Origin of the sequence: Paenibacillus sp. FSL K6-4396, from assembly GCF_038002525.1 — a bacterium.
In the GTDB taxonomy this organism is placed as follows: Bacteria; Bacillota; Bacilli; order Paenibacillales; family Paenibacillaceae; genus Paenibacillus; species Paenibacillus amylolyticus_B.
This window is the reverse complement of sequence record NZ_JBBOCR010000001.1, coordinates 1,191,515-1,215,284: the sequence shown is the minus strand read 5'-3', so window position 1 is coordinate 1,215,284 and position 23,770 is coordinate 1,191,515. Positions and strand designations below refer to the sequence as shown.

General features: G+C 48.8%; 15 protein-coding genes. 4 read left to right on the top strand and 11 right to left on the bottom strand.

Going from position 1 to position 23,770, the window contains the following annotated elements:
- Positions 1 to 31 precede the first annotated feature (31 nt).
- From MHB85_RS05370 to MHB85_RS05325, 10 genes are all read right to left on the bottom strand, one after another.
- Positions 32 to 2,017, bottom strand: a complete 1,986-nt coding sequence (locus MHB85_RS05370; RefSeq protein ID WP_341072580.1) for a CotH kinase family protein — start codon at positions 2,015 to 2,017, stop codon at positions 32 to 34.
- A 340-nt stretch (positions 2,018 to 2,357) separates the two neighbouring features.
- Positions 2,358 to 6,791 (bottom strand): alpha/beta hydrolase fold domain-containing protein, encoded by a 4,434-nt coding sequence (locus MHB85_RS05365; protein WP_341072579.1) that lies wholly within the window; start codon positions 6,789 to 6,791, stop codon positions 2,358 to 2,360.
- A gap of 53 nt (positions 6,792 to 6,844) precedes the next feature.
- Positions 6,845 to 8,395: an extracellular solute-binding protein gene (locus tag MHB85_RS05360; RefSeq protein WP_341072578.1), complete on the bottom strand. Its 1,551-nt coding sequence runs from the start codon at positions 8,393 to 8,395 to the stop codon at positions 6,845 to 6,847.
- A gap of 360 nt (positions 8,396 to 8,755) precedes the next feature.
- The gene (locus tag MHB85_RS05355; RefSeq protein WP_341072577.1) at positions 8,756 to 11,125 is read right to left on the bottom strand and encodes a DUF4962 domain-containing protein; all 2,370 of its coding nucleotides are present in this window, start codon (positions 11,123 to 11,125) and stop codon (positions 8,756 to 8,758) included.
- Between the two features lie 34 nt (positions 11,126 to 11,159).
- A complete protein-coding gene (locus tag MHB85_RS05350; RefSeq protein WP_341072576.1) occupies positions 11,160 to 11,927 on the bottom strand; it encodes an SDR family NAD(P)-dependent oxidoreductase in 768 nt (255 codons plus the stop codon).
- Positions 11,928 to 11,963: 36 nt separating this feature from the next.
- Positions 11,964 to 13,802: a cache domain-containing sensor histidine kinase gene (locus MHB85_RS05345; protein WP_341072574.1), complete on the bottom strand. Its 1,839-nt coding sequence runs from the start codon at positions 13,800 to 13,802 to the stop codon at positions 11,964 to 11,966.
- On the bottom strand, positions 13,799 to 14,836 hold the full coding sequence (locus MHB85_RS05340) for a response regulator transcription factor (RefSeq protein WP_192132811.1): 1,038 nt from the start codon (positions 14,834 to 14,836) through the stop codon (positions 13,799 to 13,801). Before MHB85_RS05340 ends, MHB85_RS05345 begins: the two co-directional genes overlap by 4 nt.
- Before the next feature lie 42 nt (positions 14,837 to 14,878).
- A complete protein-coding gene (locus MHB85_RS05335; protein WP_074093756.1) occupies positions 14,879 to 15,757 on the bottom strand; it encodes a carbohydrate ABC transporter permease in 879 nt (292 codons plus the stop codon).
- A 12-nt stretch (positions 15,758 to 15,769) separates the two neighbouring features.
- The gene (locus MHB85_RS05330) at positions 15,770 to 16,687 is read right to left on the bottom strand and encodes an ABC transporter permease (protein WP_197997778.1); all 918 of its coding nucleotides are present in this window, start codon (positions 16,685 to 16,687) and stop codon (positions 15,770 to 15,772) included.
- Positions 16,688 to 16,743: 56 nt separating this feature from the next.
- A complete protein-coding gene (locus MHB85_RS05325) occupies positions 16,744 to 16,953 on the bottom strand; it encodes a tautomerase family protein (protein ID WP_091015745.1) in 210 nt (69 codons plus the stop codon).
- A 583-nt stretch (positions 16,954 to 17,536) separates the two neighbouring features.
- Here MHB85_RS05325 and MHB85_RS05320 point away from each other — a divergent pair.
- The 4 genes from MHB85_RS05320 (at position 17,537) to MHB85_RS05305 (ending at position 23,245) form a co-directional block, all read left to right on the top strand.
- The gene (locus MHB85_RS05320) at positions 17,537 to 19,273 is read left to right on the top strand and encodes a methyl-accepting chemotaxis protein (RefSeq protein WP_341074201.1); all 1,737 of its coding nucleotides are present in this window, start codon (positions 17,537 to 17,539) and stop codon (positions 19,271 to 19,273) included.
- A gap of 324 nt (positions 19,274 to 19,597) precedes the next feature.
- On the top strand, positions 19,598 to 20,086 hold the full coding sequence (locus MHB85_RS05315) for a hypothetical protein (protein WP_076319415.1): 489 nt from the start codon (positions 19,598 to 19,600) through the stop codon (positions 20,084 to 20,086).
- A gap of 316 nt (positions 20,087 to 20,402) precedes the next feature.
- Positions 20,403 to 20,981: a TetR/AcrR family transcriptional regulator gene (locus tag MHB85_RS05310; RefSeq protein ID WP_091015747.1), complete on the top strand. Its 579-nt coding sequence runs from the start codon at positions 20,403 to 20,405 to the stop codon at positions 20,979 to 20,981.
- Positions 20,982 to 21,058: 77 nt separating this feature from the next.
- Positions 21,059 to 23,245, top strand: coding sequence for a YhgE/Pip domain-containing protein (locus MHB85_RS05305; RefSeq protein WP_341074200.1), 2,187 nt, complete (start codon positions 21,059 to 21,061; stop codon positions 23,243 to 23,245).
- Positions 23,246 to 23,350: 105 nt separating this feature from the next.
- On the opposite strand, the gene MHB85_RS05300 is transcribed toward MHB85_RS05305, so the two are convergent.
- Positions 23,351 to 23,692: a DUF4190 domain-containing protein gene (locus MHB85_RS05300; protein WP_341072572.1), complete on the bottom strand. Its 342-nt coding sequence runs from the start codon at positions 23,690 to 23,692 to the stop codon at positions 23,351 to 23,353.
- Positions 23,693 to 23,770 lie beyond the last annotated feature (78 nt).

Genomic DNA, 23,770 nt, shown 5'->3' with positions numbered 1-23,770 from the left:
TACAACAACGTTGATCTGCAGGTGATATTTCTTATTTGGATGTAAGGCTTACTTGTGCAGCGGTTTGATCCCAGTTCACGGTAAGTCCCAGTCCTTCAGAGATGAAGCGTACAGGCACGAGTGTGCGACTGTTTTGAATGATCGCTGGTGCATCAATTTCGAGTGTCTCTCCATTTACGGTTGCGGTGCTGCTTCCGATCTTGAGCACAAGGGTCTGATCATTCAGAACGGCTGTTACCGTCTTCGCCGTTTTGTCCCAAGTCACTTCTGCACCAAGTGTTTCGAGGATTGCATTCACAGGTACCATCACTCGGCCACTTTGCTGCAGTGGGTCCTGATCCGGGAATGTGATCGATTTACCATCGAGTGTTACGGTAATGGTTTTGTCGGCTGTTCCGGATGTGGTATTCGAACCTGTCTCTTCCGAAGCCTCAGGCAAAGGCGTTACTTCACGTCCAAGTTGCTCTTGCAGATTCGCAAGACGGTTCAGTGCAAATGTCGTCAGTGATCCGGCTGCCATAGACCCCATGCCTCCTCCCCCACCGCCGCCAAAGTTACCACCAGGGCGTGTCTGAGTATTGCCTGTACCCGTTGTTGCATCTGTTGTACCGTTTCCAGTTGCAGCACCCGGCTGAGTTGGAGGTGTCATTCCTTCAAAACCTTCAGGCGGCGTCATTCCTTCCATGCCTTCGGGTGGGGTCATGCCTTCAAATCCTGCTGGTGGTGTACCGCCCATACCACCTGCCGCATCTGCATTTGCAGAATAAGCGATGTTGGATTCAAACTGTTCTGTCGTATAGAATTTCGTTGGATCTGCTTCTACATAAGGACGAATCTCATCGGCAAGGTCAGTAATACGATTCTGAATGCCTTCCATATAATCTGTCAGTTCATTGACGTAGCTCAAATATTTTTCCTTATACTCCGGTACAGCAAGCAGGTTGTTAATCATCGGTACATTTTCCATGCTAATGCCCAGTACGGGCTCATCCACAGATACGTTCGTTGCATTCGTGTTGGTCGTGGTCGATCCGGTTGCTGTGCCACGTCCACCTCCACCCGAGTACCCGTTGAAGGACATGTTAAAGTCCCAAGGAACAACGGTGAACTTGCCATCGGCATCACTATAGAGCATGTAGTTGTGTCCTTTGTCGCCGTTATAACTGTCATAGTTGCCAAAAACCATGTTGCCTGCAATATATTGAAGTGCCGAATCCACGTCCAGCGCACTCTCGATATCACCTTTTTCACCTTCTGGCATCTCGTTCAGCGTTTGGATGAAGGTTTTGAGTTTGGATTTGTCTTTATCCGTACCTAAATCTTTGGTGATTGTACTGTAGTCACTGCCCTCTTCATATTGAAGATAACTCTTCTCATCCGTATCATAGAGGACACCTTCCTCGTAATCCTCACCGTAGTTGCGTTCCAAGTAACTGTCATCTACGGCTTCAACCCCGGTGTAGAAACCGACCAGTTCGCCATTAACATACAGATTGACGTAGTTTGTCATCGGTACATCCATGCCAATGCTGCGCAGCGCCTCATAGTGAAGAACTTCACGCATGTACGATGGATCAGCATAGTTGTTATTCAGCACCATTTTGTCCAGTCCGAGCAGGGTTTGTGTTTTGTCATATTTATCAAACTTCAGTCTGAAGCTGTATCGATCCGAATCCTCCATCGAGGCCACGGCTTTCAGGGTCAGGTTCCCCTTAGTGGAGAAACCGACGTTGTCCAGCTTGTTGCCGTCCACTTCCACACTCACATTCTTGTAATCCTTATCCAGCGGACTTTCGAGCATACTCTTCCAGTCTGCATCATCAATCGTTACATTCACATCAATCACGTTGTTCGTCTGGAACAACAGTTCATACGCTTGCGTTACGTTTGCACTCGCGGTTGTCGCTGTGCTCTCTGCGGCAAATGCCGCATTTGGACCTGCCATCAGGCCAAAAGATGACGTTACCATCGTCACGGACAATGCCGTTACTGCAAATTTTCGTAATAGTATATTCAAATGATGAATCCTCCCTCTTGGTTTCTATTAAGCAACTGAGGCTTATGTAACCATGGTAGGGGACGAACCTTTAGTGAATCTTAAATAACGACCACAACAAAAAGTAGCCCATCAGGCTACATAAGTTGAACTATAAATGTTACACCTTATCACTCCGATTGCAGTACCATTTTCCGATCGCTCTTATCCCCAGATTTTCATCATTCCCTTTGTTTAAGGGGAAAATCCGGAGATAAAGGCGAACGCTACGCTTCTTCAAATTGGTTCTGCACTCTCCGTTTAGGTGTAAAATTGAGCTTCAACTTATATAGATACCTGCCAGGCTACTTATTCTGATCCTTTATAATTCGATAACGGTCACTCCTTCTGCTTGGTAGTAGTCCTCATTCACATTGTTTAGAATGTTAGCCTTTAGCAGAATACCGACTCCGGCAAACAGTCCGATTCCATTCGGGTTCCCTTCGATTCGGTTATTTTCAATCAATACATTCTCGGGGTTCCCTTCGCCAATATTGCCAGCTCCAGCATCGCCTTTGTCGCGCTCAAGCCGTACGCCCCAGTATCCACTGGCAGTATTGTTACGAATCACATTGCCTCGAATCACCGTACCCGGTCCATTCAATACTTTGATTCCGGCCGCATCTGCAATCGTGGTTGTATTCTCGATGAGATTATCCTCAATTAGAGTATCGGGGGTACCCATCATCACCGAAATACCGATTCGACTGTTCTTGATTGTGTTGTCATGAATGTAGTTCCCATTGCCAGACTTGCTGTGGTTGCTGGGCGCTGAACCCCCTGTATTGCCAAGCCCAATCCCTGCACCTGTCAGCACATCCATAATGACATTGCCGGAGATTTCATTTAAATACTCAAGTTCACCATGAAGATCGATGGCATCCAGCTTGGTTCCATTAAATGTATTGCCGCGTAACACGTTATTGTGAGCCACAAACTGAATCAGTGCTCCATGTCTGAGATAAGGACCTTCAAATGTACTGTCCTCCACCACATTCCATAACGTATCATTGTCAAAGCCGAGTCGATCGGTCTTGGCCGTTCCCTGAATCGAAATTCCGTAACCTGAACCTCCAGGGCCCAGATCTGTTGCATTGCGGAAGGTTGCATGCTTCACAACAACATCGCGGCTGTGCTCAATTCGGATAGCCATTCGTTTGAACTTTTCCACAATTACGCCGTCAATCGTAATGTCATACGATGGTACCTCGCCATAATTGGCAATATGAATCAGACTATCCGGCCCCCCTGCGGAGGGATTATTGGATTGATGATCAGTCGTGTAGCTGCCGGACCAGGATGAAGTTAGGGTCATGTTGGATACGAGAATGCTGTGCTGAGCCGATGCCTTCAGAACGGCACTGCTCGTCACCTGATCCAGCGATGTCAGGAGCACGGTTTCTTCACGGCTCTCCCCTCTCAGATTCACCCCGGATTTGAGCATCAGGTTGGTGGTTCCATCCGGCCCGGATAACAAATTGTACACTCCATTGGGTAAGAACACTTCATCACCCTCGTTAGCCTCATCAATGGCGGCCTGTATTGCTGGTCGGTCATCACTCGTGTTGTCGGCAGGATCTGCTCCATATTCGCGTACATCAATTGTACGTCCGGTCACGGCATGTGGAGCATGGACAGCATGTGGTGTGCCATCTGTTTCCGTCAGACCTGGGACGATAAAGGGCATCGTCCCTTCAGGTGGTTGGGGCACGATGTATGGGATCAGAGCCACAGGTGTTCCTCCCCGTGCAAAAGGGGCATACAGATGCACATCGGTCAGACTTGTATAAATACTTGCATCGGAATTGCCATGCCCGGTGATCCGTACATAACGTACAGAAGTGTCTGGGATATCAAACGCCTGCATTTCGGTTGTATCCCCACTGCTTTCGCCGTTGAATACCTGGGTCCACTGCTCACCGTCAACAGACGATTCCATCTCAAAAAATGTCTGTCGGACGTCCCCTTTGTAAAAACCAATCCCAACATAACCCACTGTCTGCGTCTGCCCCAGATCAAATTTGATCCATTGTCCCTCTCCGGCAACAGACCAGCGTGTATAGCTGTTATTGTCGAGAGTATTGGTCGCCAGGTTGCCGTCGCTGCCACTTGCCGTGACGGAAGCCACAGGCAGGGACGATACCGGAACCGCAAGGGTGATCATATCGGTTGATAAAGCATTGCTGATATTGCCCGCCTCATCAATTGCCCTCACTTGAAACGTGTACGATGTTCCACTTGTAAGTTCGCTGTCACGAAATGACTGTTTACCTTGTTCAGCCAGCAGGACTCCATCCCGATAGATCCGATAGGCAGATACAGCTGTATCATCGCTGGCAGCGGGCCATCTCAGTTCCGCAAAATCAGTCCCCCAGTTACGAATTTCAAGCTCAGCCCCCTGCTCCCATTCGGGTGGCTGTGTGTCACTTCCATCTTCAATCAGTGAGATGACTGCTAACTGTGGACGCGGATTGCTCGTTCCGTTCGCTTCCTTGGTGTATACGTTCACGGAAACACCCGTTGATTCCGCATCCGCAAGCAAAAACGCAACATGCCCCGCATCTGGACGACTCTTCACAACATCGGTTACATCCACTTCATAGACGGCCGGGCTTCCATTCCGATCTGCTGTAACCTGGAATGTGCCCAGCAGCGAACCTTCGCTCAGACTTTGGACCGGAGCATTCGACCAGGTTAACGAAGATTCGTTCCAGTCTGTTTCATTCAAACCGTACAGAGATAACTTAATATCGATATTTGATGTGCCTTTCTTGGCGGCAATTCGCAATCGATACCGATCTCCCTCAGACTCATTTCCGGTCATGTCAAACTTGAAATACACATACTTCTTGGTTGACGAAGTGGAAGAAATGCTGAGCAATCCGTTGCTGGAGCCCGTAGCCTGATTGAAATTCAGGTCAGGCTTGCCGCTGTCTATCGCCGCATCGTCGCTGGGCAGCTTGCTGGATATAACCTTTTCAATCAATTGCGGCTCTTCTTCATCCTCTTTCTCGCCAGGTGAAGTGTCTTCGTGATTGCTTTTGAATATGATTGGCTCCGTAACGACCCGGTTCTTCACATGCTCATCAAGAAAGGCCCACGCCTCCGCATTGGCAATCTCGGAAGCCGTACCTGTAAATCCATGGCCCTGACCGGGTACGATCTTCAGATCCACAATCGGGACACCTGCAGATTGAAGCTGTCCCGCAAAAGTAACACTGTCCGTGTAGGGAATGGTGGCATCAGCATCGCCGTGCCGAATCCAGAACGGTGGATCATCCGGTGAAGCATACGTGCCAGGCATGGCAAGTCTGGCCTGTTCCGGTACATCCAATGCGCGATGCCCGCCAAGCAGGGCCGTGACCGAGCTATAGTTATTGGCAAATGTCGTCGTAAAATCAGCGGGTCCGTACCAGTCGGCAACCGCCTGCACTTTGTCGGAATATTCAGGCCATCCGCCAGAACCTTCGAGATCTGGTACCTCTGCCGTGACTCCTGTATCAAGCACGACGGGATCACCAGCGACCAAGTCCCCCGTGGTCCCGAGTAATGCGGCCAGGTGACCGCCCGCAGATGATCCCCAGACGCCGATACGACTTGGGTCCAGATTGTACTGGGCGGCATGGGCCCGCAAATATCGGATAGCAAGTTTGACATCCTGAATCTGGGCAGGGAAAGGCGCCTCCGGTGTCAGCCGGTAGTCCAGAGATACACCGATGTAACCACGTTTGAGTACATAATTGCATATGGAGTTCAGTGCCTGCTTCCGGTCCCCGTGATTCCATCCACCTCCATGGATATAGACCATGACTGGCATCGGTTCAGCTGCCGCTGTCTCGGGAACGGCAATGGATGAATACATCGCCCGCCCACCAGCCATGCCGATCTCCACATCCTCGTACAAAGTCACTCCTTGGGGTGGCGTAAATTCAGTATTCCCTTCTCCAGGCGGCACTGGGGAGGGGGCAGGCGTTATTCCGGGAATAGCCTGACCGTAAATGGCAACATTGTCGATATACATGTTGGCCTGCATGGCATCTCCTGTCCGAAATCTAATTTTAACCGTGCTAATATTGTTCGCTTCCGAACCCAGCGTCCAGCTTTTTAGCGTATTGCCTTCCTTGTTCTTCATGTCTGGAGTGCCTGGGGGAAGTTCGAACGTCTCCAGCGTCGTCCATGATGCGCCATCGTCCTTCGACCATTCGATAATCACACTTCCACTTATATAGGAGGAAGCACGCGTGTAGTAGCTCAGCCGTATATTTCCGTATCCAGTCAAGTTTAGAGGCAGTGCAAGCGCATCGGTTCCGTCCATCTTGATCATATTGGGCAGCGAGGGAGCAGTTGTGGAAGATGACGTCTTGGCCTTGCTTCCTCCTCCCCCTTCCTGGAGCCAGGGAGCTCTCAATGCAATTCCGCCTGTAGAGCCAAAATTATCCGGGTCATCAAAGTTTTCCGCGTATATCTCCAACTCCGGGCCCTCCGGTTCCGGGAGATTTTCTCTTTCTTCCTGTGTAGGTTTGAGAATAGAGCTAGGAACAGCATCTTCCATCGCCCGAACTTCATGCACGGGAACGATGGTGCCGTTAATGAGAATCATAGACATGGCAACAAGGACAACGCGCTTTTTCCACGTTTTGAACAATTTATTCACTTGTATCCCCTCCGCACGGTAGTCCAATCTTCTGACGTTATACCTTTGCGATCTGTCCGTTCTCCAGAGCTGCTGCTTCTTGTTGACTTGTTTCTTCCGCACGGTGAGCAGGACATCCTATTGTTCATGGTAATCATTGCTTATACCGCACAATTCTAGCGACGCGGCAAAGATATGCCTTCCCCGTCCTTGAATTTCTGAGTGGCTTCCTCAATGGCCTGATCGCCACCTTTGGATTTCCATTCCTCAACTACCTTCGGCCAATCGGAGATCGGCTCCTTACCATAAACCATCTTGATCATGTGAGTAAGCAATACCTGAGGGGGTGTATCCGAATTGGGAGCAATCTCCGGATTCTGTACAAAGGCCTCCAACCGCGGATCAAAGTTGATGCCATCCCGACCTTCTTTGGCTAAAACCGTATCATAAATATTCATCAACTTTCTGCCTTCTTCAGTCAGGGATAGGGAGCCTTTGTTGTATGTTGTGTCCTGTACAAACCATAAGAAGGATTGACGGTAACGCTCTTCGTCCACGCCAGCGGAATCCGTTGGAGCGGTGTACGAAATCACGCCATTATCATCTGTGTAGGTTTCTCCTTCCGTGCCGTACGTGAAAAACTTCTCCGCTTCGTCGGACACCATCCAGTTAAAGAAACGGATAATGGAAGCCGGATCAGCCGCATCCTTATTAATAAAGTAAGCACGCGTCACCGGACCGTACAGATAATAACCGCCTTTTCCGTCCGGGCCGACAGGAGAAGGGATAATCTCGATTTTGGCATTGGGAACCGACGCTTTAATCTGCTTCTCCCACTGGATCAGTTCGTTAGCATTCATGGACCACATGCCCGCCTTACCGGAGAGAATCGTATTTTTGAATACCGTCGAATTGATGGTCGCAAACTCTTTGTTAATCAGCCCTTCTTCGTACATCGTCTTATAGACCGTCAGGGCTTGCTGCATATTCTCGTTATCCATGAACTTGGGTACAATCTGGTCACCCTGCTGCTCCATCATGGAGAGGAACTGTTGCACATCATAGGCACCAAAGAAGGTATCCGCATATTTGAAATCCTCACGCCCCATATATGGATTCTCCACGCCAAGCTTTTTAAAGGCGCGCAGCACTTCCAATGTTTCCTCCACCGTGGTAGGCACCGGCAATCCGGTTTGATCCAGCAGATCCTTGCGAATCCAGGTTGCCCGGCGGGAGGGATTGGATAAATATTCGGGGATGGCATAGATCTGGCCGTCATGGGTGACCTGGTCCCAGGCTTCCTTCGGCACGACTTTCAGCAAATCTTGCCCATACTGCTGCAACAACTCATCCAGCGGCTGAAATACTCCAGCTTCGACCGAGCCGGCCATCTCCTTGCCGTTGACGCCGCCATCACCCTGCACCACATCAGGAATATCGTTGGTGGCAAACATCTGGACCATTTTCTGCTCATATTCCTTATGAGGCACCAGGACAATTTTGAGATCGGTATTGGTCAGATCCTCCAGCTTTTTCACCCATTTATCCTGGTTGATGTCGGGCGACTTCTCCACATACGTATACGCCAGCGTTCGCAGTGACATGGAGAACCTCGTCTTGCCGTCTCCCCCATTCTCACCGGATTTCGCCCCGCTTCCAGTGCTGCATCCCGCCATGACGGTTGCCGCCAGCAATAGCGCCATGCCTGTGACCATCCACTTTTTCATGCTACCCCTCTTTTCATCCTGATTTAGATTTAGGTACCACTCGTTGGTGAAGCGCTTTCATATAGATGGTAAAACATCCCCACCGCCTGCAACAATGGGGATGTTTTAGATGAGATTGCGTTTTCTTTAGGTCAGCACTCAGCGTTCAACCACATCCATTCATATAGCACTATATAAATTGAACGTACAAACTTTACACTCAGCCACTGCGATTGCAGTACCCTCTTCCGATCGCTGTTATCCCCAGATTTTTTCGATTCCCTTTTCGGAGGGGAAAATCCGGGGATAAAGGCGAACGCTTCGCTTCTTCTGATGGGTTCTGCACTCTTCGTTCTTGTGTAAATATTCAGTTCATCTTAACTAGTACGTCTTGGATACCTCGATCTTCTTTGTTATACCGTTGTCGGTAAAATAGAGATGAATGCCGTGATCCTGGTCATCGATGAAATAAGGGACATACTTCGGCTCCTCAATCTTATATGGCACAAGCAGCGTTACAATGGTATGACTTGTGGCAGACCGCGTTTCCGCGCTTAGATGATAATGCCTATCCAGCCCTTCATACTCTGCCGGGTCCACCTCTGCGAATTGATCTGTCTGGCTGAGCGACAGCTCACCGGAGGAAGCATATACAAATGTCCCTTCAAGCCCCGCCTTAGTACCGTTCAGACGGAAGGTCTGCCCTTTCAGCTGTAACGGGTGTAGTGCATGGAACAGCCATTGAACGCTGTCCGGCTTCTTCAGGTCAATGTGGTCCACAATGACGAAGTAGGAGGATTGCAGAAAATGTATTTCCCGTACAACACGCTTCACATGCGGTACGGTGCTGGCGTAGGCATCGGTCGCTACCGCGCGCACATAACCATCGCCATCCCGCCAATAGGCATCTTCGATCTGCCCGGTTGCGGCCATATTCAGCACCTTGTTGTTCTCGGCATACTGACCTGCTCCGCCAATCAGCAGATTATTTTTGGAGCGTGTCTGCCTGCGCCATTCCCGGTGAAAGGAACTTCCATGCGCGATATAATAGCCCGTATCCGCCGCAAGCGGCTCACCGAACGCATGCAGAGTAAAGCTGTTCTGATCGGCATGACTGTGGCTAATGGAGCCATAACGGCTCGACTTGAGCAGAAACATCATATGCTCATCCGGATCGTCCATCCGGTGATGCATGGCTACCCATCCCACATCCCGGAACCACTTCAGCGGCTCGATGTCCACAGGCGACTCTTTCTCCACCTGCGGATAATCGTGGCGATATACCAGCTCGTCAAAGTTAAAGTCCCACCAACCGTAGTTATAAAAAGCACCCTCTGTCCCCGGATCGGATTGACGTACACGCTCAAAGTACCACTGGTACCAGCGGTTGCCTGTAACCCCCGCCAGTTGGCGCACAAGATAACCTGTTTTCAAGTTTACCGGGTCACCCAGCGTAGACTGATCTCCAAAGCTGGCGCGCCGTGCATCAGGCGGGTAAACGTAGAACGGAAAATCCCCGGTACGCTGGAAGAACGGCCGACGGAAGAAGTCGATGCCCGCATAGTTTCGCAGCAGATTCATCGCTTCGGTCACGTAAGCCATACCTGTTGTCCAGTACATCGGACCTTCAGCCCAACCTCCATCACTTCCTCCCCAGGGGGAGTACAGACAGGCATAATAATCGATCGCATAATCCAACCACTCTGCAGCCTGCTGCTCCTCATGCATCATGGCCATACAGCAAGGCACAAGCACGGAAGACAAAGAACGAATTGCATGGCTGTCATAAGGCACATGATGGATCTTCGAGCGAACCATCACATGCTGGGCTACCTGTTCTGTCCGCCGCAGCAAACTGCGCCTTATCACATCTTGCTCTTCACTGTTCAACTCATCATGCAGCCAATCATAGCCCCAAGCAAGCGCCGCTGCGACCCGAAAGGCCGCCTCATCGTTATAATCGCGGGAGGTCGTTCCCTCCGTATCCCAAGCCGCCACATGCAACAGCCAGGTTTTCGCCGCTTCAAGCAGCCGTTCGTCTCGAAGCACCCGTCCAGCGATACTCAGATGACGAATCGCATATAACACTTCCTGACAGTCAATGTACATTTGCCTCCAGAGCGAAGCGACACGTTTGTTCTCCGGGTAAGGCTGCGGTTCACGAATGGGCTCACGATTGGCCCACGGCTCCACGGATTTTTCCATAAATACATTCCAGCCGCAATATGTAGCATCTGACGCAATGCCATCAGCAAGTGCCTTTAGCTCATCCTCTCCGAGCCACAGCCGTGGGTGAGACGTGTCTGTGGAAACGTATCGCTGTGCCCGGGAAGGTAGAGGTGTCTCCGGTAATCCCGCTGGGACCATAAACCGCCTCACCTCACTCCATGCCGACATTTCCTGCTGCTTCTCCTGCACGGCATCCGTTTCGGCTTCGCTTCCTTGCTGCACTAGATGATCTACAAGCAGCGCATATCGCCAATAATAATCCCCTGGTTCAAACACCCGGTCTGGCGTGAAAAAGTTATACGGAAGCGGCGCAAAGATCATCGTCTCTTCTTCCTGAAAAGAAGGGCTCGCCGATACTTGCAGCAGATAGGCATTCTCATCCTCCTGCTGTGCCGCCATCCAGGTAAATCTCGGCGGATTCTCTGCCAGAACGGTATGCTCGTCAGGGGCATAGTCCACATGGAACGGCCCACTAATGGGTTGGTACAACGGTCTTTCTGCAAGCTTCCGTTTCACTTCCATCGTATCGTTCCCTCCTTATCGCAATGATGTAGCCTCAACGCATGTACATTCCGCCATTGATCTCAATCGTTTCTCCGGTTATAAAAGCTCCCAGCTCGGAACACAGGTATAACGCCGCACCTGCGACATCATCGGGAGTCCCTTCCCGTCCAAGGGGGATGCTGCCTACAGCAGAAGTTCGGCCTTCCGCCGAGGTGAACGTAGCATGGAACGCAGTCTGTCCGATGAAGCCCGGTGAAAGGGCATTGACCGTAATCCCGCCAGGAGCCAGTTCTTTGGCAAGTCCTTTGGTTAACGCAATGACAGCCGCCTTGGATGCTGCGTATATAGCTGCACCCGGTCCGCCCCCATTATGAGCCGCTACGGAGGTCAGATTGATAATTCGTCCTCCGCCAGCCGCCTTCATGCCAGGAATGACCGCTTTGGAAACAAAGACGGCGCTCTTCAGATTGACATCCATAATCCGGCTGTAAAGCTCCTCGCTCATCGTTTCAATAGGGCTCCGCTCCACCAGATGCCCCGCATTATTGATCAACAGGTCAATTGGACCGCCGAAACGAAGCGTGATATCCCCAACCATCGATTCTATGGCATCCATATCGGTCACATCGGCCTGAAATGCCGCCGCTTCACCACCAGCATCCCGAATCGCTGCCACGACTTCCTCCGCCCGCTCCATATTATGCAGACCATTCACAGCCACCTTTGCCCCACAGCGAGCCAATGACCCGGCAATAGCAGCGCCAATCCCTCCACTGGAACCTGTTACCAATGCAATTTTGTTCTGCAAGTTAATATTCATGTTTGATCTTCCTCCCTGTTATTGGTTTCAATTACTTTAAATTCGCTTGCTGTGCTGATCCGCCGGAAGTGCCATCGTAATGGTCGTTCCCAAGCCTCGCTCACTCTCAATCATCAAGCCATACGTTTCTCCAAATACCAGTTGAATCCGTCGATGGACATTCATAAGACCAATGCCTCCACGATGGTAGACATCATCGGAATCTTCCCCTGCCAGACGATTCAATTCCAGACGGTCACGCAGCTTCTTCAGGCGTTCCTCGTTCATGCCCATGCCGTTATCCTGCACGATCACAAGGAAGCGATCTTCCAGGCGCCGAGCATCGATGCGGATATAATGACCCGGTTCCATGCCCTGTGGAAACGCATGTTGCAACACATTCTCCACCAGGGGCTGAAGGGTGAGTCGAACCATTTTTTCCAGCAACAGATCCGGTGCAATGATGACCTCCACTTCAAGCTCCCGATCCATGCGATGTTTCATGATGGAAAGGTAGGCCAGCACATGTTTCAGTTCATTCGCAACCGTGATTTCCTCCAGATTGGTCTGAATGGAATAACGGAGCATATGGGCCATCGATTCCACCATCTGTGCAATTTCTTCGGAGTCCTGTACAACGGCATAACATTTGATCGTCTCCAGCGTGTTGTAGAGAAAATGCGGATTGATCTGCAACTGGAGCGCCTGAAATTCCGCACGGTGTCGTTCCAACGCCTCCTGCTGTAGCTCAATTTCCGACTTCTGGCGGCGCAGCTCCGACTCATATACACTCTCAATCATGTCCGACAAACGGCTGACCATCAGATTATAGCTGCGGATCAGCACTCCGATCTCATCGCGCCTTTCCCTCATCTCCACCTTGTTCCAGATTCCCTTCTCCGTCTGTCTCATTCCGTTCATCAGCACCCGAATAGGTTCCACTTGAGATGCTCCGATCCGGTAGGCCACAACAAGCGCAGCCAGCAAGGTCCCTGCACCAACCCATAATGTGGCTGAGCGGATCGTTGCAATCGGCCTTTGAAGCTCCGACAGCGGCACGGAAGCAACAAAGCGCCAGCCCGAATAGGCAGACAGCTCCGATATAAACAGCCGCTTGGTACCATCCGTGTTCTGTTCCAGAGACCCTGCCTCCATGTGCATAAGTCTGTCCACGGTGCTGGACGACATCACGGTCTGCGCCTCCTCGTCCCCAGGAGTGTAGATGACATTTCCGTTCTGATCCATCACATACTGATAGCCCCCTTGACCGAGATCGAGTTCTCCCCAGATGTTGTCAAGCTCCAGCACATTCACTTCCATCGCCAGCACTCCATTTGGTGTATAGGAGGACATCCCCCTGATCCGGCGTGCAATCGTAATGACATTCGAACTCTGTCCACTGCGAATACTGCGGGTGAGCAACGTCGATTCGCCATTCGCAGGAGTTGCAGCGAGCAGCTCCTTATACTGTTGTGCAGCATCGATATCGGGTATGCCCGCTGAATTCTGGTTGTCATCGATGACAACCCGCCCGTTCTCCCCGATAACATACAGGAACTTGATCTGTGGATATAACATAAATACAGGCGGGAACACGTTCCTTTTAATCTGACGGCTGTACTCGTAATAGGCATAACTATCCTCCGAATTCATATCGAGGAAATGCTTCACACTTCCGTTCGAGAGGATGGAGTAGGTCGCACGATCATAATTTTGCAAATACAGATCGGTCTGGTACGCCGTATTACGCATCGTTTGCGCGATGTTGTCCGCCAGCTGATCGTTCATCTCAGTTGAAGCATAGGTATAGGTAAACAAGCCAATGGCAGACAGCGACAACGTAATTACGATGGCAAAATGAAAGAACAAGCGGATCGACAGGCTTCGCTTCATCATTCAATGCCCAACTTACTGCGATATTCGGACGGGGTCAGTCCGGTAATTTTCTTAAATGTCTTGGTAAAATGGGGATGATCCGCATACCCCACCTCGTAGGATATATCCGTAATCCGGTTGCCCGGTTGTTCCAGCATGCGTTTGGCCAGTTCCATTTTGCTGCGTATTCGGTATTGGATAAAGGTCTGACCTGTCGTCTGTTTAAACAGTTGGCTGAAGTAGGATGGGTTCAGTCCAAGCTTGGAAGCAATCTCGTCCAGTGAAACTTCCCGGCGCAAATGCTGCTCCAGATAAGCCTTTGCTTCTTCCACCGGATGCTTGCGCTTGCCACTCCGCTTTTCCTTGATCCTATTCATCAACGTCTGGATTTCGTTGCCCAGAGCCTCGAAGCACTCTTTTGAGGAAGCGCTTACAATTATCTCACTGGACGTACTCATCGTTCCGTTGCCACGGGCGTTCATGCGGGCCACAATCAATTCCAGCAATTCCTGAAAAAGTTCTGCTGTCTGCTCAGGCATCAGGGCATATGCCGGATAACGATTCGACCATGCTGCGAGCAGTTCCGTCACATCGGATTGCCTTAACTCCCATATAGCGTCTTCCAGACGCATGGCCCAATCATTCAGCTCCCTCACGGGTACAAGGGATACCGTAGGTTTATCCTCTTCGGATGCCAGCAATTTGAGCAACAGTTCATGAAGCTCCTGTCGTCCCACTGGCTTGAGCAGATATCGTTTTACCCCATAATCCATACAGGCTCTTGCATATTCAAAGTCTGAATAACCGGAGACTACAATAATGCGCATCGTACTGCCTTGCTCGGATAAACGTCGGCACAACTCAATGCCATCCATCGTTGGCATGCGAATATCCGTGAACAGGATGTGTGGCCGAAAGTCTTTCACCACCTGAAGGGCCTCTTCCCCATGCGCCGCCTGCCGAATCTCACAATCAAACAGTCCTGCTTGCTCAATCATCTTCGCCAGACCCATCCGAATCATCGGTTCATCGTCCGTAATCAAGATTCTGAACATCGCCATTCCCCCGTTTCCGTCAGATCTGTATGCTGCTTGTAGTTAAGATTTGACGGAGCCGACCATGATTCCTTTTACAAAATGCTTTTGCAGGAAAGGGTATATGATAATGATTGGCAAGGTGGCGATGATGATGGTCGCCATTTTGATGCCTTCCGGCGATGTATGTGCAAGGGTGCTATAGACGGCAGAACCCGGATCGACGGAAATATCGTCACTCTCAAATAGCTTCTTGAGTGTTACCTGGATCGGCCACCAGGCCGGATCATTCAGATAATAAAGCGCGGTGGAATACGCATTCCAGTGTCCCACCGCATAGAAAATGCCGAGTGATGCCATGGCCGGTTTGGACAATGGAATAACGATACGCCAGATGATGCCAAACTCCCCACAGCCATCGATGCGGGCGGCATCGATCAATTCACCCGGTAGCTGGGAGAAGAACGAACGCATGACGAAAAAGTTAAAGGCGTTAATCGCTCCTGGCACAATCAGCACCAGTGGATTGTTGACCAGATGCAGCTCCTTCATCAGGATAAAGTTCGGAATGAGCGGCGCCGAGAATACGACGGTCACCAGGACAAACATGACAACAAGAGAGCGACCCTTGTACTCTGGACGGGACACGGGATACGCGAGTGATGCCGTTGCGGCGAGATTGACCAGCGTACCAACTAACGTTACCCCAACTGATACCGCAAAGGCCCGCCAGAAGGCAGCATCGCCGAATACATATTCGTAATTGATCCAGGTAAAAGCTACAGGCCAGAAGCTGACCTTTCCGCCCATGATCGCTTCCGAGCTGCTAAGTGATTGGGCCAGCACATTAATGAAAGGCAGAATCATCGTCAACGAGAGCAGCGTAAGAAAAACGAGATTGCCAATGCGAAATATACGGTAACGGACACTGGGAGTACGCATCCATCTCGCCTCCTAATACAGGCTTTCGCCGGTTGTTTTTTTGCTGAAAAAGTTACCGAGTAGAATAAGCATCAAGCCCACGACCGACTTGAACAATCCGATGGCCGTAGTATAACTGTATTGTTGTGAGAGAAGTCCAGCTTTGTAGATATACGTATCCAGAATTTCACCCGATTCCAGATTGAGCGGATTCAGGAACACAAACACACGCTCAAAACCCAGATCGAGGAACTTTCCGATGTGCAGCAGCAGCAGAATCATAATCGTTGGCAGCAAGGATGGAAGGGTAATCGACCATATTTGCTTCAAACGCCCGGCTCCGTCCACCTCTGCCGCCTCATACAGATCGGGATTGATGCCCGCAATGGCTGCCAGGAAAATAATCGTTCCATACCCAGAGTCACGCCAGATGCCGGAACCAATCAGAATGGAACGAATGTACGAGTCTTCTCCAAGGAAGTAGATTGGTTGCATCCCCAGAAACCCAAGTGCCTTGTTGACCACCCCGGCGTCCATCGAGAAAATGCCCATGAAGATCCCGCTAATAACAACCCAGGATAGAAAGTGAGGCATGTATACAATCGTTTGCAGCAACCGTTTAAACACAATCATCCGTACTTCATTTAGCAGAATGGCCAGTAAGATCGGTACCGGGAATGCAATCACCAGATCATATAGTCCGAGCAGAAGTGTATTATTGAGAATTCGCAAAAAGTCATAATGGCTGAACATCTTCTGGAAATGCTCCAACCCTACCCAATCACTGCCGGTGATGCCTTTGAAAATGTTGTAGTTCTGAAAGGCAATCACTGAACCGAATAAAGGTACATATTTGAAGAGGAAAAAATACAGGATACCCGGTAAGGAGAGCAGATATAGTATCCGGTATCGCCACAGATAACGTCCCGCATCTCCGAGCCGAACGCCCAGACCAGAAGAGTGAAGTCCGGTTGCCCCCCGGCTTGGTGGCACGATATCTGCCGGCTTCACGTCTTCTCCCCTCCCTGCTTCTGTGATTGCGCACTTCTCAAGTTATCAGGAACGTTCTCGTCCCATGGGATTTCATTGAATTCGATGGAAATGTAATCCGGCTCACGGTCGATAATACGCGAGAGCTCACGTGTGAACACCTCCACTATCTCCTGCTTTTGCTCATCCGTCCTGCCTTCATACAATCTGATCGTAATTTCTGGCATCCGATTTAAGCTCCCTTCATTACGTGATGTAAACGCTTTAACAACTTCATCTTAGCGTTCCTGCGAAAGGGCAACAATGGACTGTCTTTTCGTTCACTTGTGTTTTCTTTAGGTCATGACAAGCAAGCTCAAAAAGCCCCCTTACGAATGGGGACCTCTTAGAACATAATATTTTTGGGATATATAGTAATTAATTTCATCTATCTCACTAGAACCTTGCATTAACAAACGTAATAATAAAGATCGAAAGTGAAAAACACGCCCACAGAACCAGTACCTTAGAACCATTTTTGCTCCAAAAGCTAATATTAATATGACTTTATAACGATATATTCTACGAAGTAACTTACCTGGGGGTCCTATAAGTGAAGTAGAACTTGTAACAATGCAAAAAGCACACTCAAGCATGAGAGAATGTCACGTAACCACAGCAAAAATCAGAATTATAGAAGTTGTACGATAGCATTTTCCCACTAAATATTCGTTAGATTACATAGCGTATAGCATCCCATCCAGGTATAGTGCATTTTCATATTTGTAGAAGGAGTGAACCATCTTGTTTAATAAGCTTCGCTGGAGTACCATGCCTTTCTTTATCAAAAATTTGGTGATTTCATTTGGCAGCATCATGTTGATCGGTGTAATCCTGATTACTGCCGCGTATCAATTGCAAAAAAATATCTTGGTTGAACAGTTGCACGACCAGGCTACCGTCATCACCCAGAAATGGTACGATGATCTCGACACTGCCAAAGTGGCAGAAGCAGCTAAGGAAAAAAGCTACGCCGGTCCTGTACAGCTGGAAATGAAAACTTATCTCGATTCCATCCATGAATTCTATCCAAACATCGCGCAAGCGTACATTTTTGGTTCAGAACTCGAGCAAGGAAACGGAACGTCCATCATCGCGATTCCAACGAACCTGTTGGAACCATTCGAGCAGGACAATCTGCCCGCAGGTGCCATGTACCCACTGCCTCAGAATAACGTTGTGGTGCTGGAACAGATGAAAAAGGACGGAAAGCCGGCCTTCAGTGATTTCTACACTGATGACTACGGAACTTGGACTACTCTGATCTATCCGATTAATAACGCAGATGGCTCCATGTACGCCGCTCTTTACTTCGATGTAGATGCAAGTGCCGTTCCAAAAGGCCTGAACAAACTGCTTACGTACGGTTTGATGTTCCTGATCGGTTTCCTGATCCTGTTTATGGTGTTGCAATTCATTTTGCTGAAAAGAACGTTACTTCCGATCCGCAATCTGATGAAAGGTATCGAAGAAGTCAGCACGGGTAATCTGGACGTAACCATCGATACCGGGCGAGATGATCTGGGTATCATCAATGAAAAGTTTAATGCGATGATCGATCGATTCAATACAACCATCTATAAAGTACAGAATACTTCGCATCACCTCTCGGAATCTTCCAAACAACTACTGGGCATTTCCGAGAAAAATAATGTGAACATTCAATCCATCAGCACCAATATTCGAGAAATATCTACTGGACTGGTGTCACAAGACAAAGCCACTGTGGAGAACGCACGTGCCATGACAGAGATGTCAACGGTAGTGCAGACGATCGCCAGCAGCTCAGCCGATGTGGCAGATGAAGCACTTAGCATGGAGCAGCGCTCCAGCACAGGTAATGTGGTAATGCAACAAGTCATTGAGCAGATGCGCCTGATCTCAGGTGCGGTGCAAAATACGTCAAACTCGATTCAGTCTTTGGAAAATAACTCGAACCAGATTAGCAACATTGTTAACGTAATCACGGAAATTGCTGGACAAACCAACTTGCTGGCCCTTAATGCTTCCATTGAGGCAGCCCGCGCAGGTGAAGAAGGAAGAGGTTTTGCGGTGGTTGCAGGGGAGGTACGTAACCTGGCAGAGCAATCACAGGAATCAGCGAAGCAAATTCGACAGTTGATTGAAGAAATTCAACGGGATATCATGCAATCTTCCGAGGCGATGCAGTTGGGTTCCAAGGAAGTCACCAAAGGCTTGGAAGTTACCCAAGAGACTGGCGTATTCTTCGAGAATATTCTGACTGCTACGAATAAAGTTGCAAACCAGATTCAGGATATCTCCAGTTCTACCGAAGAGATCTCGGCAAGCACACAAGAAATGTCTGCCACGGCCGATGAACTGTCTGCCAATGTCAGCAAGGCAGCAAACAGCAGTAAACAAATTGAGCAGTCCATTGATGAGCAGGAAGCCTCCATGGCAGCCATTGTGAGTGCCTCCGATGAGCTCTCGGTTGTCTCCGAGCAACTGCAAGAACTGATCTCATTCTTTAAAGTACGCGCAGAATAGAATTAGTAGGATATATATAAAAGTAATAAGACACAGTAAAAAAACCAAGGCTCATGAGTGACTTCACTCAAAGCCTTGGTTTTTTTGTTGTTACCAGGGTAGGTGGGTAGGTTCTAGTTTTATACTTCCCGGTATCATTTAACAGACAGTATTTCATAATTGCTGGATTCTGGCTCTTAGATTTTTGACGCAGAGCATGAGTTGAAAGTTTCATTTTCTATAAATTCAATTTATTTTTATTTATGGAAATAATAATATGTTTTAAAACTTTACTATGATATAGTTACTCTACATTTAGCAAATAAAACCAGAAAAGAGGATATCATGAAAAAGACATTTTTGCTCAGTTTAGCTATGTTCCTACTACTTCTCCCTTTTTCCTCAACAACATTTGCGTTCCAAGAAAGACTTACGGTTTCTGAGAATATGACCTTTACAACAAGGTTATTATCGGACAATTCTAGATATCTATTCAATTTCAATGTGCAAGGTGACGTTGAGTTGAGAAATGTAAAGAAAAAAACTTTGATCTGGAGCACCAATCTCAAGGAACGCAGAGTTGTTATGCTTGTTATAGATCAATATAACGGAAGACTGAAATTGACGGACTATAGCAATACTCCCTACTGGACATCCGACAATCAGGCGTGGGCCAATGCGTGGTATGGCCCGGGAAATGTACCTGAAAATCTTGTGGGCGACCTGCTAATCATGCAAAATGATGGAAATCTAGTTCTCTATAATACAAAGAATATAGCTAAAGGATGGTATCCTGTCTGGGCTACTAACACAGGTGGAGGAATACACGATTAATTCATCCTATTTGACCCGTGAACATTAAAGATAACAAGACATCTAACATATTTGCTATGTCCACAAAGGCATGTGTGATGACCAATAATATGGTTATCACACATGCCTTTTATTTTTAACATTTTATTTTGAGAAATAATCCCCTGCCCTCTTGATCCGCTGTCCGCCCCCCATCCATACCATGACAAAGATCACATCCATCTTCCCTGTTCAAGTGCTACAGTTGTTAACGACCAACTGACCATAATAGTAAAATGGTCACTAAAGGATTTGCCTTACCCATTATCCTTTCAACCTATAAGGAGGTGAATATACCATGAAAACCATAGATCGAAGGCAACAGGTGATGGATTCTGCTGAGAAATCCTTTGCCCTGTTTGGTTACAAGGCCACAACGATGGAGCAGGTTGCGAGACTTGCCAATGTGGGCAAGGGAACGATCTATACTTTTTTCGAAAATAAAGAAGAACTGTTCAGCGAGATTCTGCGTTCAATCATTACGGACATGAGACAGATTACAGAGCAGACCGTGAAGGAAGAAAACTCCTTTCTGGATAACGTGCATATGAGTATGGATTCTTTGCTGGAGTACCGGGAGGAACATGAGCTGTTGATCAAGCTCTTTCAGGAGGTTAACGAGTTCGGTACTCCGCAAGCCAAGGAAGGTTTGCAAAAAGTGGAGACAGCCATTCTCGAATATCTGGAGCGTCAGGTCAGCCGTGCCATGGAGTTAGAACAGATTCGGAGGGATGATCCCAAGTTGGTTTCTTTTGTCCTGCTGAAGCTGTATGTCACCTTAACCTCAGATTGGAACAAAGCGCATCCTACGTTGCACAAAGATCAGATCAAGGATTTTGTGGGCCTCTTTCTCAAGAATGGCTTATCCCCCACCTAGAGAAAGGCATGCCAATAGATTCAAAACATAATAGAGATAGAACAAACGGATTAGCGTAAGGATGGGGAGAGAACATGATGAAATCATTCCACGTATTTGGGCAGGATCTGAAGTCCGCCTTCAAGAAACCAAAAGTATTTATTCCGATTCTCGTTGTACTGTTCATTCCGGTATTGTATAGTGGCCTGTTCCTGAATGCATTCTGGGACCCCTATGGCAAAATGAATGAATTACCTGTAGCCGTGGTCAACACGGATCAGGGCGCAGTCTACAATGACAAATCACTGGAGGTCGGTCAGAATCTCGTCGATGAATTGAAAAAAAGTGATGATTTCGACTGGCAATTCGTGACTCGTGAACAAGCAGAACAAGGCATGCAAGACAACATGTATTATATGACGATTGTGATTCCGGAGGACTTTTCCACCAAAGCAACAACCCTGATGGATGAGCACCCCGAGCCGGCTGACCTGATCTATGAACCCAATGAAGGATACAACTTCCTCGCGGGTCAGATCGGTGGCACGGCGGTTAAACAAATTCGATCCAAAGTTGCTGCAAAAGTCACAGAATCGTATACGGAAACGCTATTGGATCAGGTCGAAAAAATCTCAGGCGGTTTGGCGGATGCAGGGGATGGCGCAGGTCAGATTCATGATGGTGCGATCAAGCTGGATGACGGTACTGCTACATTAAAAGAGAACCTGTCCAAACTGGCCGCTGGCACCGACAAGCTGGAAACCGGCATAGTTCCGTTAAAAGAAGGTGCGTCCACTCTCGCCCAAGGCACACGTGATCTTCATACGGGCGCGAGTGCCCTTTCCAGTGGGCTGTCCCAACTCGCAGCAGCAGGCACGAAGCTGAGTGATGGAGCAACCCAGGCCGAAACAGGCAGCAAACAGTTACAAGCTGGCCTTCAATCTGCTCAGGAAGGCGCAGCCAAACTGGATGCAGGACTGGCGGCTTCCGAGGAAGGCAGTGCTAAGCTGACCACTGGGCTGCAAAGTTCTGTTGTGGGCAGTGGCAAAGTTAGCGAGGGGGCAAAAGCGGTTGCGCAAGGTCTTGCCCAATTAGCCGAAGCGAGTCCAGAACTGGCCGCAAGTCCAGCTATGAAGCAGCTCCTGGCAGCAAGTCAGGCAGTTGCCGCTGGTAGCGAGCAGGTGTATCAGGGCGGGCAACAATTGGTCGCAGGCAGTCAAAACCTGTACGCTGCACAGCAGCAACTGCATCAAGGCAGCAGCCAGTTGGTACAGGGTGAACAACAACTCGTACAAGGTGCCACGCAATTATCCGCCGGACATGAAAAGCTTGCGACGGGACTACAGCAATTCAATTCCAAATTATCCGAAGCAGCGTCTGGAGGAGCCAAACTTGCGGACGGTTCAGGTCAATTGAATGCGGGTGCAGGCAAGTTGGTTGCGGGTGTAAGCCAACTTACAGATGGAATCACAACCCTTGCAGATGGCTCACATAAGCTGGATGACGGTGCAGGTCAGTTAAAAGAGGGTACGCTCAAATTAACCGACGGCTCTGGCGAACTTGCCACTAAGCTCAATGAAGCGGCTGAGCAGACGGCTAGTGTGAAAAAGACCGATGAACTGGTAACCATGTATGCAGAGCCTGTTCAGGTCGATGAGCATAAATATAATGAGGTACCCAATTATGGTACAGGATTCTCGCCATACTTCCTGTCACTGGGGCTGTTTGTCGGGGCATTGATTGCCACTTTGGTTGTGCCAACTCGCGGCAGCACGGTTAGCGAGGCAAGTGGCTGGAATCGTTTTGTGAGCAAAACGCTGGCTTTCACACTCATGAGTGCTGTGCAATCCCTGCTTGCTTCATGGCTCGTATTGTACAGCTTGGGTCTGGAAGTTCAGAGCGTTCCGTTGTTCCTCTTGTTCAGCTTTGTGACCAGTCTAAGCTTCATGTACATCATTCAGGCTTTGGTGACTTGGCTGGAAAATCCGGGACGATTCCTCGCCATTCTGATGCTGATCTTCCAGCTCACCACCAGTGCGGGCACTTTCCCGCTCGAACTGATTCCAAACTGGTTGAAGGTGTTTAATCCATGGCTGCCTATGACCTATTCGGTAACAGGTTATAAAGCAGTTATCTCAAGCGGACAGTTCGGCGTGGCTTGGGATCAGATCGGTATTCTGTGCATCTTCGCTCTAATGGGTCTGGCAGGAACTTTAACGTACTTCCTGATGCACCGGACCACGGAGAACGAAAACGTCAGCAGTGAAGTCGCAATTCACCTGTAAAAAGGAATATAAAAAGCAAAGGCGTGTACCGATGCCACACACTCTTCTGGACAACAGAGGTGTTGGCTAAGGTACGCCTTTGCTTTTTTAGTTAGAGATACAATCTTAGTATGTAGAGTAAATTTCAGAACTTGAGATAGCGAAATTAAACAATAGCACGAGCAAAATAAGTAATACATAAATGGCTGTACCGATGATTCCACAAACAAGTCCAGCAATGGCTAATCCTCTGCCTTGCTCCATGCGAACTCTGATCTCTTTGAAGGCCAAAGATGCAAATATAATCGCGGCGATGCCGATTAAAATTCCCACATAAGGAATCGTGACGGACAGAATCCCCAAAACTAGTGATACAATCGACTTACTATTGGTCTTTGGTACTACATAAGGCGGTGGTGGAAATGTGTCGTTATAATAACGATCTACATCATTTTCGCGATGTTCCAAGGTAAATCCTCCCTGTTCTTTAAGTACGTTCATTATAATCGATTAATAGGAAAAACAATATCCATATTGTGTTAATTA

Bases quoted from the DNA above. Each gene is read 5' to 3' on its own strand.
- MHB85_RS05360 (WP_341072578.1), bottom strand. From the start codon at position 8,395: ATGAAAAAGTGGATGGTCACAGGCATGGCGCTATTGCTGGCGGCAACC.
- MHB85_RS05355 (WP_341072577.1), bottom strand. From the start codon at position 11,125: ATGGAAGTGAAACGGAAGCTTGCAGAAAGACCGTTGTACCAACCCATT.
- MHB85_RS05350 (WP_341072576.1), bottom strand. From the start codon at position 11,927: ATGAATATTAACTTGCAGAACAAAATTGCATTGGTAACAGGTTCCAGT.
- MHB85_RS05345 (WP_341072574.1), bottom strand. From the start codon at position 13,802: ATGATGAAGCGAAGCCTGTCGATCCGCTTGTTCTTTCATTTTGCCATC.
- MHB85_RS05340 (WP_192132811.1), bottom strand. From the start codon at position 14,836: ATGTTCAGAATCTTGATTACGGACGATGAACCGATGATTCGGATGGGT.
- MHB85_RS05335 (WP_074093756.1), bottom strand. From the start codon at position 15,757: ATGCGTACTCCCAGTGTCCGTTACCGTATATTTCGCATTGGCAATCTC.
- MHB85_RS05325 (WP_091015745.1), bottom strand. From the start codon at position 16,953: ATGCCAGAAATTACGATCAGATTGTATGAAGGCAGGACGGATGAGCAA.
- MHB85_RS05320 (WP_341074201.1), top strand. From the start codon at position 17,537: ATGCCTTTCTTTATCAAAAATTTGGTGATTTCATTTGGCAGCATCATG.
- MHB85_RS05315 (WP_076319415.1), top strand. From the start codon at position 19,598: ATGAAAAAGACATTTTTGCTCAGTTTAGCTATGTTCCTACTACTTCTC.
- MHB85_RS05310 (WP_091015747.1), top strand. From the start codon at position 20,403: ATGAAAACCATAGATCGAAGGCAACAGGTGATGGATTCTGCTGAGAAA.
- MHB85_RS05305 (WP_341074200.1), top strand. From the start codon at position 21,059: ATGAAATCATTCCACGTATTTGGGCAGGATCTGAAGTCCGCCTTCAAG.